The organism is Amycolatopsis sp. NPDC041971 (assembly GCF_055588925.1).
In genome coordinates this window covers 1-11,387 of sequence record NZ_JBVJCE010000029.1, presented here as the reverse complement: position 1 = coordinate 11,387, position 11,387 = coordinate 1, and the positions used below count along the sequence as shown (strand labels likewise).

Below are 11,387 nucleotides of genomic sequence, written 5' to 3'. Positions count from 1 at the left end.
TTGTGGTCGGTGTCGTGAGGTGGGGTGGCGGCTCTGCGGCGGCAGCGAGGTCAGTCGTCCTCGTCGATCCAGTCGAGGCTGCGGCGGACGGCTTTGCGCCACTTGCGGTAGCGGCGTTCTCGGAGCTGTTCGTCGAGGCGGGGGTGCCATTCGGCGGCTTTGTGCCAGTTGCTCCTGAGGACCTCCAGGTCGGCCCAGTAGCCGACCGCGAGGCCGGCGGCGTAGGCGGCGCCGAGGCAGGTGGTCTCGGCGACGGTCGGCCTGCTGACCGGTATGCCGAGGGTGTCGGCCAGGAGTTGCATGAGCAGATTGTCGGCGGTCATGCCGCCGTCGACGCGTAATTCGGTGAGGGTGGTGCCAGTATCGGCGCGCATGGCGTCGACGACTTCACGGGTTTGCCAGGCGGTCGCCTCCAAGGCGGCGCGGGCCAGATGGCCGGGTTTGACGTAGCCGGTGAGGCCGGTGATCACGCCGCGGGCGGTGGCGTTCCAGTGCGGGGCGAACAGGCCGGAAAAGGCGGGGACGATGTAGCAGCCGCCGTTGTCGGCGACGGTTGCGGCGAGGGTTTCGATTTCGGCGGCGGTGTGGATGAGGCCGAGGGTGTCGCGGAACCATTGGACCAACCCGCCCGTGACCGCGATCGACCCTTCCAGCGCGTAGGACGCGGGGTGGCCATCGAGCTGGAAGGCCACTGTGGTCAGGAGGCCATGCGCCGATCGCACCGGTTCGCGGCCGGTATTGAGCAGGAGGAAGCTGCCGGTGCCGTAGGTGCTTTTGACATCTCCGCGGGAGAACGCGGTCTGGCCGAACAGGGCGGCGTGCTGGTCGCCGAGTGCGGCCGCGACGGGCACGCCCTCGAGGACTCCGGTGGCGACGCCGTAGGGATGTGAGGACGGCCGGATGGCGGGAAGCATGGCTCGGGGAATCCCGAATTCCCGCAGGATGCTCTCATCCCAGTCAAGCGTGGTGAGGTTCATCAGCATGGTGCGGCTGGCGTTGGTGACGTCGGTGACGTGTAATCCGCCGGTGAGGTTCCAGATCAGCCAGCTGTCCATGGTGCCGAACAGCACGTCGCCCTGTTCGGCGCGCGCGGCGAGACCGGGGATGTTGGCCAGTAGCCACGCCAGTTTCGGTCCGGAGAAATACGTTGTCAGCGGGAGACCTGATCTTTCGCGGAAACGGTCCATATCGGACTCTGCCGCGAGGGTCTCGATCGTGGTCGAGGTTCTGGTGTCCTGCCAGGAGACGGCGTTGTGCACCGGGACCCCGGTGGCTCGGTCCCACACCACGGTTGTTTCGCGCTGGTTGGTGACACCGATAGCGGCGAGCGAGAGAGCTGTTGTCCCCGCATAGGCCAAAGCTTCTTTGACGCTCTGTTCCACACAGGTCCAGATCTCCCGCGGGTCGAGTTCCACCCAACCCGGCTGGGGGAAGATCTGGCGGTGCTCCCGGCGCGCGAGGGAGACGATACCGCCGCGGCGATCGAAGATCATGCAGCGGCTTGAGGTCGTGCCCTGGTCGATGGCCGCGACATACCGACCGCGTCGGTCGGCTCGGACGGGGGTCATGGCTCCTCGCAAGGGGTTTGCCCGGACAGAGAGAGCATCAGCCTTCCGGCCGCGCGGGGGTATCGGAATCCGGAAGGCTACGGAGATCGCCACGTACGTAGTGGACGTGGTGGCTGCCCGCCACCTGCTCGGCGGGCAGCCGCCAACGAGAGTCTGCGAGGTCAGGACATCGGACAGGTCGCCTGGAATTCGCTGACACCATTGCCGGTGGTGGCGGGGCACAGGAACTGGTTGTAGCGGGTGTCGTTGTCGATGAACCGCTTCATCCAGGCTTCGGTGAACTTGCCGATCACCGGGTGTTCCCTGGTGAAGGTGCCGTGATCGGCGCCGGTGACGTTGATCAGACCACGTTCACGGGCGCTGGTCATGCTGGTGTACATGGGGCGGGCATGCTGCGCGATGCCGGCGACGTTGTCGGCGGTGCCGGCGAGAAGCAGGGTGGGTGTGGTGATGGACCCCCACGTCTTGTCCTGGTTGTAGGGGGCCAGCGGGACGCCGGCCTTGATGGTCTTGCGGACCGATTCCGCGTAAAGGGTGCCGCCACCGCCCATGGAGTGCCCCATGACGCCGAGCCGGGTGCTGTCGAGGCGCTGCCGGACCTGGGTCGGGGATTTCTGGGTGAGGTAGTCCAGCGCGGCGAGCAGCTGATTACCGCGGGAGGTGGGCTGGTCCTGGGTGTTGATCGTCGCCATGGTCATGACCACGAAGCCGCGCGACGCCAGGTGCGGTCCAAGCCACGCGATCGCGCTCTCGGGCGAGGTGTACCCCGGGACGACGGCGATGCCACCGAAGGTGCCCTGACTGGTGTCGGTCGGGTAGTGGATCGTCCCGCCTCCGAACCCGGTCACCTGTGAACGCGCGATCGTCACCGACGTCACGGCGAACGTGCCCCGCGGGGCACGAACCGATTCCTCGGTCGGTGCAGGGCCGCGTTCATAGGCGTTCGCGGTCACCGAGGCGGTGAGTCGTGGCGCTGTTGTCGCGCCGTCGGCGGTACCGCCGATCACGGCACAGGCCAGAACCGCCGACAGGACGGCAACGCTCCTCCGGGTCGTGAGCTGAAGTCGCATGAAGTTCTCCTCGTTGAGTTCACCTGACTGCGCAAACCCGGGCTTCCGGCTCGCAGCCTCGTACCGGCGGGTGGCATGAACCTGCCATAGCGGACCTTCGCCGCCAAGAAACTTTGTTCGACAATGTCGAACATTTGAATCACTCAAGGCCCAGTCTCGACTACAAAGCTGAGTCTGACGGGATTTATGGGTCAAAGCCAGATTTTCGGGAGTCTCTTGTTCGGCATTGCCGAACTGCGTATGGTTGCGGCGGCTCGCGTCCCCAAGCGAGCGACATCGGGAAATGAGGACATCACATGGTTCAGCGACGAACTGTGCTAGGCGCTGCGACGGCCGCGACGGCCGCGACCCTCTTCGGCAACGCGAGTGCCGATGCCACCGGCCGAGCGAAGGGGGAGACCGTCGCCCTCCGGATGCGGAGCCGGATCCTGGGTGCGGACGTGCCTTATTCGCTCTATACGCCGCCTGGCTACCGGCGCGGCGGGGCACGGACCTACCCGGTCCTGTACCTGTTGCATGGTCTCACCGGGGATCACGCCGAATGGGTGCGGCTCGGCCGGGTACGCGAGATCGTCGACGCGGCGATCGCGGCCAGACGGCTGCCACCGACCTTGGTCGTGATGCCCGACGCGCGCCGCGATACGACCAGACCCTCCACCGATCAGTTCGTGACGTACTACATGGACGACGCCGACGACGCCGACGGCGCGTTCCGCTACGCCGCCATGTTCCTTGACGAGTTCATTCCTTACGTGGAGACCGCCCACGGCGCAGGGGGGAGTGCGGCGCGCCGTGGGATTTGCGGCCAGTCCATGGGCGGCTTCGGCGCCCTGTCGTTCGCGTTGCGGAGACCGGGTCTGTTCGCCGCGGCGTTCGGCTTCAGCGTCGGGCACCGCACCGCCGAGGAGATGAAGGCCTTGCCCGTCGCCGAGTACAATTGGCGCTTCGCTCGTGCCTGGGGCGCGGATCTGCAGGGGCGGGCCCGGCTCACCAACCCGCTCTACCGGCAGTGGAACCTGCTCGACACCATCACCCGGTCGGCGACCGCGGACATGTCCCGCACCGCCTGGTTCCTCGATTGCGGCTCGTACGACCAGTTCTTCCTCGGCAACGTCGAGCTGCACACGGCCCTGACCCGCAAATCCGTGCCCCACCACTTCATCGCACGCGAAGGCGCCCACGAGTGGGCCTACTGGACCAGCGGACTGCCCGCGGCACTGGACTTCATGGCCGCGTCGTGGAACGGACGCGCACAATGACACGCTCGGAGGCAAAGGTGTCTACAACGCCCGAGGCGGCGCCGCGTCGCCGAGACAAGATGCATTACCTGTACCTGGCGGTGATCGCCGCCGTGGTCCTCGGCGTCATCGTCGGGTTCGCCGCGCCGGGCCTGGCCAGGGAACTCAAACCGCTCGGCACCGGTTTCGTCGACCTGATCAAGATGATGATCTCCCCCATCATCTTCTGCACCATCGTCCTCGGCATCGGATCGGTGGCGAAGGCCGCGAAGGTCGGCAAAGTCGGGCTGCTCTCACTCGGCTACTTCCTGACGATGTCGACCTTCGCGCTCGCGATCGGCCTCCTCGTCGGCAACCTCCTGCACCCCGGCGAGGGCCTGCACCTCGACCCGGCCGCCGCCGCGAAGGCCCACACCCAAGCCGAAGGCAGCGAAGGCACCATCGACTTCCTGCTCGGCATCATCCCGAAGACCATGGCCTCGGCATTCACCGAAGGCCAAGTCCTGCAGACACTGCTGATCGCCCTCCTCACCGGATTCGCCGTCCAGAAACTCGGCACCAAGGGCGAACCCATCCGCCGCGGCATCGAGCACATCCAACGCCTCGTGTTCCGCATCCTCGCCATGATCATGTGGGCCGCCCCGGTCGGCGCCTTCGGCGCGATCGCCGCCGTCGTCGGCGAAACCGGCTGGGGCGCGCTACGCAGCCTCGCCGTCATCATGATCGGCTTCTACCTGACCTGCCTGGTGTTCGTCCTCGGCGTACTCGGCACCGTCCTGTGGCTCGGCGCACGCATCAACATCTTCACCCTGTTCCGCTACCTCGCCCGCGAATTCCTGCTCATCCTCTCGACCTCGTCGTCCGAATCAGCCCTGCCACGCCTGATCGCGAAAATGGAACACCTCGGAGTCTCCAAACCCGTCGTCGGCATCACCGTCCCCACCGGATACTCATTCAACCTCGACGGCACCGCCATCTACCTGACCATGGCCACCCTGTTCATCGCCACCGCACAAGACCAGCCACTCACACTCGGCGAACAGATCTCCCTGCTACTGTTCATGATCATCGCCTCCAAGGGCGCCGCGGGCGTCAGCGGCGCCGGCATCGCCACCCTCGCCGGCGGCCTCCAAACACACCGGCCCGAACTGGTCGACGGCGTCGGCTTCATCCTCGGCATCGACCGCTTCATGTCCGAAGCCCGCGCACTCACCAACTTCGCCGGCAACGCCATCGCCACCATCCTCATCGGAACCTGGACCAAAGAATTCGACCGCGAACAAGCCCACCGAGTCCTCACCGGGCGAGCACCGTTCGAGGAGGTGCCGGACGGGCCGTGAACTTCCAGTCGCGCCGGCGGCATCGTTAGGGTGGCAGCGTGCCAGAACGGATCCAGTCGGTCGAACGCGCGGCCACCATCCTGCGACTGCTCGCCTCGGGGTCGCGCCAGCTCGGCGTCGTCGAACTGGCCCACGCGATGAACCTGCCCAAGGGCACGGTGCACGGACTCCTGCAGACGCTGCAGTATGTCGGGTTCGTCGAACAGATCGGTGCCGGCGGGAAGTACCGGCTGGGTCCGACGCTGCTGCACCTGGGCAACGTCTACCTCGACGTCAATGAACTGCGCTCCCGAGCCCTCAGCTGGGCGGACTCTCTGGCCACCCGATCGGGCGAAAGCGTCCGGATCGGCATCGTGCACGAGAACAAGGTGCTCATCATCCACCATGTCTTCCGCCCGGATGACAGCCTCCAGATCTTGGAAACCGGGGCGCTGCTACCACTCCACGCCAGCGCGCTGGGCAAAACCCTGCTCAGCTTCGACCTGCGCGGTGACGTCCTGGCCGACAGCATCGACCTGCCCGGCAAGACGCCCGCTACCATCGTCCAGCGCGACGAACTACGCCAGCAGATCACCCTGATCCGGGCAGAGGGCTGGGCGATGGATCGCGATGAACTCGTCCACGGCGAAGCCTCCATCGCCGCGCCCATCCACGACGAGCGCAACCTCACAGTGGGCGCGATCGCGATCACGGGCGCCATCGAGCGGATCTGCGATGAAGACCGACAGCCCCGTCGCGACCTCGTCGCGGCCGTTCGTGAGACCGCCCGCTCGATCTCCCGCAGCCTCGGTGCCCCGACCTGGTGACCAGTACGCACGCCAAGACGGATTTCACGGTGAGTCTCGGCTTTCGTCCGCGACCGAGATTCCGACGTCGCCCGCGATCTCCGGAAGAATCCCGGGCACGACGAACTCCATCTTGCCCGTCAGGAAGACATCGACGGCCAGTACGTAGATCACGAGCGGCAGACGGCCGGTCTTCGTCGCGTGCAGAGTCGCAGTCGACAGGGCGTGAGAATTGCTTCCGGTGGAGTGAACTGGTGCCATACCAGGACAACAAGGTTCACTGGTCGCAGGGACCCCCACGACCAGTGAACCTCGGCGTCGATGCTGGGCATGTGGCCCACGGCGGCGAACAGCCGGCGAGGGCTCAGATCCCGGGCCCGTGGGATAGGCGAGCTTCGAGATATGAGGTCCAATCGTGTGCCGCGCGTTTGATTCCACTTCACGGCGGTCTCTGTCTCGATACCTGTGAGGGGGGCCAGGATCGAGGCGGGTGGTCGGCGAGCTTCAGGAAGGTATCCGTTGTTGTCGTGGTCACGTGGTCGTGGCGAAGCCGCACGATCGTCGTGACGAAAAGTCCATAGAGGAGGGTGAGAACGCCTGTGACACGAACCGTGAGCGGGATGTCTTCCTCGTCGAGACACCGGCGCATCTGAAGCAGGCATTCGTCGTCGTCGAGCAGCGTCAGCCGTGGCGGGTATTGCGGGAAAGGGACGCGGATCCCCGCCGGAATCAAGCCGTGGGTCCGGGCCCAGGTGATGAAGGGATACAGGTACCGGTAGTGGCCGCGGCCGCTGTCGAGCCATTCATCCACAAGCGACTGCGAAAGGCCGGAGAGCGCGAAGTCCTGGCTGTCGAGCCAGTACAGGAGCCGGGAGGCGGCCAAGACCACCCTGACCGTGTTGGGCTCACTCAGTCTCTCGCCGGAGGCCACCCGCACAATGTGATCACCAAATCGCCGGACGTCCCTACCGCGGCGACGCCACCGCCCGGCGACAACACTTGTGTCAGCCCGCCAGGTCATCGTGAGCGCCACAGACGTCGGTCGCGCGTTCAGGGAGCCGATACGTACGTGCCCGGTGTCGTGGAGGTGTCTTGAGCTGACAACACCGGTGGGCGAACTGCACGGGGAGGTGCGGCTCGCCGGGGACTTCGCCGGGGGTCAGATCGCCCTATCCGCCGCGATGGGTCTACGTGACCAGCACAACGTCACCCTGCCGAGGACACCCTGGTCGAGGACACACCGGTCAACGTCTGGTCGGTCACCGAACCATGATCAACGAAACCACCGGGTGACAAGACTGCGTTCGAGCGGGCGTGCGGAGCTGCCGTAGCGGTTTACGGGGTATGTCGGAGCCGAGTTGCTCGACGGGCTTAACGGAGAACTCGGCAGGGGAGCCTTCGGCGGTCGAGTCGAACCAGGAGGCGCAAGATTGCCTTCTTCAACGAAGGCTCCTGGTGATTTTTCTGAAGAGTGTTCAGGAAGTGAACAATCTGAGTCACGGGGCCGGGCTTCAAGCCGGTCAGACCACATGTCGAGGTCAGCTTCGAGTCCGAACCGCGATCTCCCCTGCGAAAGCCCGCGCCCGGCCGCTGTCCTCCGCATGCCAGACCACGCCGAGCACCGACTCCGGCAGCCCGGTGAGTGGCACGAAGACGACCGAATCCCGGTGTCCTTGGTGTTCGGCCGTCGAGCGGCACAGCACCATGCCGCCCTGGCCTGCCGCGGCGAGGCCCATGCCTTCCTGCAGTGTGCCGACGGTCGGTCCGCGCGGTATCCGGCGACCTCCGGGGGTGATTTCGGGGGCTTGGGCGCGGCGCCAGTATTCCGGGGCCGGGCCGCGGATGCCGATCAGAGGGCATTCCGCCAGCTCCTCCACGGTGACGGATTCCCTGCGGGCAAACGGATGCCGAGGCGAGACGGCGAGCATCTGCGGCTGACGAGAGAATACCGGGCCGAGCATGAGATCCGGCTCTTCCACCGGAAGCAGCACCACCGCGGCATCGATCTTCCGACGGCGGAGCGAGCCGAACGGATCGGCCAGCGGGATTTCGGTGAGTTCCACCGCGCAGTCCGGATGGTGCTTCTCGAATCCACCGATGGCGTTCGCGAGGTGGTCGTCGATGATGCCCTGGAAACCGATTCGCAGCACCCCGCCGATCCCTCGCGCGGTGGCGCGCGTGTGATCGACGGCGGTCCGCAGCGCCTCATATGCCGGACGCAGTTCGGCGAGGAACTTCTCCCCCAGCGGAGTCAGTTCTACCCGGCGGCTCGTGCGCTCGACGAGCGTCGCGCCGATCCGTCCCTCCAGTGAGCGGAGCAGTTGACTGACCCGGCTCTGGGAGACGTACAGGCGTTCGCCTGCCCGGCCGAAGTGCAGCTCCTCGGTGAGCACCAGGAACGCCTCCAGCTCACGGATCTCCACACCACTCATCGGGTCTCCTCCATCCCCCTGGATCCAGTAGTCTCGCTCATAGAAGGATGAGACATCAGCCGTTGTTCCCGGCAGCGGACGACGGTTGCCTAGAACATGTGGCGTCAGAGGAAACCGGACAAAGGAAAAACGGCTGGCCGGCGGTGAGCTCTCTCGCGGGGGCGACCTTCACCGTGGTCACCTCGGAAATGCTGCCTGTGGGTCTGCTGACCCCGATCACCCGTGACCTGCAGGTCACGAAAGGCGCGGCAGGCCTGACGCTCACGGTCACCGGCCTGGTCGCGGCCGTCTCCGCTCCTCTGCTGATCCCGGCGCTCAGGAATTTCGATCGGCGGGTCGTGCTCTGCGCGTTGATGGCCCTGCTGGCGACAGGGAACTTCCTGGCAGCGTGGTCGCCCGGGTTCAGCGTCATGCTGGTCGCTCGGGTCCTCGTCGGAATCGGCATGGGCGGAGTGTGGGCGATCGCGGCGAGCCTGGCCGTGCGGCTGGTTCCACCGCGGTCGATCGGATCCGCGACCTCGCTGATCTTCAGCGGAATCGCAGTGGCCTCCGTGCTGGGTGTACCGGCAGGCAGCTACCTCGGGGAATTGGCCGGCTGGCGGGCCGCGTTTGTAGGGGCCGGTGGTCTTTCACTGGTGGTACTGGCCGCGCTGCTGATGTCACTGCCGTCGTTGCCGACGGAAGGGGCCGTTCGCCTGGGCGAGATGGTGCGGCTGGCAGGCGTGCCGCGGGTGCGCCTCGGGCTGATCGTGGTGGCGCTGATCGTCACCGGGCATTTCGCCGCGTACACCTATGTCCGGCCGGTACTGGAAGAGGTGTCCGGGGTGAGCGCGGGGCAGATCGGAACGCTCCTCCTGGTCTACGGGCTCTTCGGGGTCGCGGGCAATTTCGCTTCGGGCGCCGTAGCGGCGCGATCGCCACGGGCGACCCTGCTGGTGCTCGGCGGGACTTTGTCGGCGACGATGGCGCTGGTTCCGATCCTGGGGCTGACCACGCTAGCGGCGGCGGCGCTGTTGGTGGTCTGGGGCTTGGCGTACGGCGGTGTCTCGGTGGCCTCGCAATCATGGATGCTGGTGGCCGCCCCGGAGGCCCGTGAAGCGACGTCGGCTCTGTTCGCTGGAGTGTTCAACGCGGCGATCGCGGCCGGGGCGTCGGTCGGCGGACTGGCCACGGACGCAGCCGGGACCACTGCGGTGATGTGGCTCGGTGGGGTATTCGCAGCCGGGGCGGTGCTGGTTCTTGCTACCGTCGGTGGCCGGTCAGCCTAGCTACGCTTAGACGGCGGGTTCGCCGCCAAACCAATCGACGCTAGCGCCCGACGATCACCAACCGCGGCTTGAGCGCAGTCCTTGCCCGCTCAAGCCGTCTCCGATTGGGCGTACGCGTTGACCTGCAGGAATGGTCAGAATCCGGTATCGCGCGACACTCGCTGACACGGCGGCGGAGGGGACTCATGATCCCTTGACCGTCGGTTCGAGCCCGACCCGGCCCACCACCTGGGAGCACTGCGGTCCATTGTGGACGCTCCCGGCTCAGAAGCGGGGAAGCTCCAGCAGGTTGTTCTTCCAGATCCCGTCCGCCCGCGTGCGCAGGAATTCCGGGCCGAAGGTCGGCTTGAGGATCTCCACGGCGACCCGGTGGATCCCCTCGTCCACGTAGGCCTTGCCGTCGTCGTCCTCGATCCACGCCACGATCGCCGAAACGAAACTCTCGCCGGTTTCGCCGCTGCCGGGATTGACCCAGCGCAGTTTCGTGATGCTTTCGTGGAATTTCCCACCTTCGAGCCGCGCTGCGATGATCTTGATGGCCATGGTGCTACCTCTTCGGCTGGATGCCCTCGAAGCGAACAGGGGTAATGCGGTACTCGCCCCCTGTCCGCGCCTCGTTACGCCGTCCGGTCGCCGTGCCTCGAACGTTACGAGTTCGAGCGCGGAGCGTCCGTTCTGAGTCATATGACGCAGACCGCGCACGTTCCGCCGTGTCAAGGTCCTCGAACCGGCCGGGAAAGCCTGCCGGAGGAGAGGGGAAACGAACATGTGCGCTGCCCACAAGAAGACGGCCGGGATCCTGGGCGCGGCGGGAATCGCGCTGGCCGCGACGGTACTGGCCGGTTGCGCTCCGGACCCGGCACCGGCGGCGGCACAGGCGTCGCCTTCGCCGTCCGTCGCGGAATCGGCCGCGGCGGTGGCCTGGATGAGCGGATTCTGCGGCGCGGTCAAGGATTTCGTCGAGGGCAACAACAAGATGACCTCGGCGACCGGCGAGACCGTCGAGGCCATCAAGAAGAGCACGAGCGACCAGCTCGGGCACTACGCGGCCATTCTGTCCAAGACCGTCGACGGCCTCGGCGCATTGCCCGCCGCGCCGGTTCCAGCCGGAGAGACGGCGAAAAAGGAGTTCCTGGGGAAGTACACCTCGGCACGCGACAAGACCGTGAAAGCGAAGGCCGATCTGGACGCGTCGGGAAAGAACGACACCGCGGCGCAAGCCCGTGCGGTCGAAGGGCTCATCTCTGCCCAGAAGGACACGCACGGCGCGCTCGACCCGGTCGCGGCCATCCTCGGGGCACCCGAACTGAAGACGGCCGCCGCGACCGCCGAACGCTGCCGCCCGTGACCCGTGACCGGCAAGTCCAGCCGCGAGTCGTCCCTCCAGTCACGCGTGTTCGCCTTCCAGTCACGCGTGTTCGCCTTCCAGTCACGCGTGTTCGCCTTCCAGTCACGCGTGTTCGCCTTCCAGTCACGCGTGTTCGCCCTCCAATCACGCGTGTTCGCCTTCCGCGCACCGGCAAGTCACCTATCGAGGGGTAACGCAAAGGTGTCGTGTCGCGGGGTTTCGCTCGCGGCCGTGGGCGACGGTGTCGCGAAAGCCACAGTGATGATGTGTGTGGACGGAGACTTGGCGGGGTCTGGCTCGGAAAGCCACTGACGCCCTGGTTGGGGTTGTCTTGCGAA

Annotated in this window: 11 protein-coding genes; 5 read left to right on the top strand and 6 right to left on the bottom strand. The window is 66.3% G+C overall.

What is annotated here, in order from left to right:
- Positions 1 to 50: 50 nt before the first annotated feature.
- Entirely contained in the window at positions 51 to 1,568 is a 1,518-nt protein-coding gene (glpK, locus tag ACZ6DT_RS38275; protein ID WP_465604368.1) for a glycerol kinase GlpK, read from the bottom strand.
- 161 nt (positions 1,569 to 1,729) lie between these two features.
- A complete protein-coding gene (locus tag ACZ6DT_RS38270; RefSeq protein ID WP_465604367.1) occupies positions 1,730 to 2,638 on the bottom strand; it encodes an alpha/beta hydrolase family protein in 909 nt (302 codons plus the stop codon).
- A gap of 296 nt (positions 2,639 to 2,934) precedes the next feature.
- On the opposite strand from ACZ6DT_RS38270, the gene ACZ6DT_RS38265 reads away from it, so the two are divergent.
- From ACZ6DT_RS38265 to ACZ6DT_RS38255, 3 genes are read left to right on the top strand one after another with little or no spacing between them, the layout of a single operon-like run.
- Positions 2,935 to 3,897, top strand: a complete 963-nt coding sequence (locus tag ACZ6DT_RS38265) for an alpha/beta hydrolase (protein WP_465604365.1) — start codon at positions 2,935 to 2,937, stop codon at positions 3,895 to 3,897.
- A gap of 59 nt (positions 3,898 to 3,956) precedes the next feature.
- Positions 3,957 to 5,216, top strand: a complete 1,260-nt coding sequence (locus ACZ6DT_RS38260) for a cation:dicarboxylate symporter family transporter (protein ID WP_465604470.1) — start codon at positions 3,957 to 3,959, stop codon at positions 5,214 to 5,216.
- Between the two features lie 38 nt (positions 5,217 to 5,254).
- Entirely contained in the window at positions 5,255 to 6,022 is a 768-nt protein-coding gene (locus ACZ6DT_RS38255; protein WP_465604363.1) for an IclR family transcriptional regulator, read from the top strand.
- A gap of 24 nt (positions 6,023 to 6,046) precedes the next feature.
- On the opposite strand, the gene ACZ6DT_RS38250 is transcribed toward ACZ6DT_RS38255, so the two are convergent.
- From ACZ6DT_RS38250 to ACZ6DT_RS38240, 3 genes are all read right to left on the bottom strand, one after another.
- Entirely contained in the window at positions 6,047 to 6,175 is a 129-nt protein-coding gene (locus ACZ6DT_RS38250) for a hypothetical protein (RefSeq protein WP_465604361.1), read from the bottom strand.
- Between the two features lie 265 nt (positions 6,176 to 6,440).
- A complete protein-coding gene (locus tag ACZ6DT_RS38245; protein WP_465604359.1) occupies positions 6,441 to 6,932 on the bottom strand; it encodes a hypothetical protein in 492 nt (163 codons plus the stop codon).
- Between the two features lie 607 nt (positions 6,933 to 7,539).
- Positions 7,540 to 8,433 carry a LysR family transcriptional regulator gene (locus ACZ6DT_RS38240; protein WP_465604357.1) on the bottom strand — a complete coding sequence of 298 codons (894 nt, stop codon included), beginning with the start codon at positions 8,431 to 8,433 and terminating at the stop codon, positions 7,540 to 7,542.
- Positions 8,434 to 8,576: 143 nt separating this feature from the next.
- Here ACZ6DT_RS38240 and ACZ6DT_RS38235 point away from each other — a divergent pair, with 143 nt between their 5' ends.
- Positions 8,577 to 9,701 (top strand): MFS transporter, encoded by a 1,125-nt coding sequence (locus ACZ6DT_RS38235; RefSeq protein WP_465604356.1) that lies wholly within the window; start codon positions 8,577 to 8,579, stop codon positions 9,699 to 9,701.
- 264 nt (positions 9,702 to 9,965) lie between these two features.
- Here the strand turns inward: ACZ6DT_RS38235 and ACZ6DT_RS38230 are convergent, their stop codons facing one another.
- Positions 9,966 to 10,244, bottom strand: coding sequence for a DUF3892 domain-containing protein (locus tag ACZ6DT_RS38230; RefSeq protein ID WP_465604354.1), 279 nt, complete (start codon positions 10,242 to 10,244; stop codon positions 9,966 to 9,968).
- 223 nt (positions 10,245 to 10,467) lie between these two features.
- On the opposite strand from ACZ6DT_RS38230, the gene ACZ6DT_RS38225 reads away from it, so the two are divergent.
- Positions 10,468 to 11,049 carry a hypothetical protein gene (locus tag ACZ6DT_RS38225; protein ID WP_465604352.1) on the top strand — a complete coding sequence of 194 codons (582 nt, stop codon included), beginning with the start codon at positions 10,468 to 10,470 and terminating at the stop codon, positions 11,047 to 11,049.
- The last annotated feature ends 338 nt before the right edge of the window (positions 11,050 to 11,387 follow it).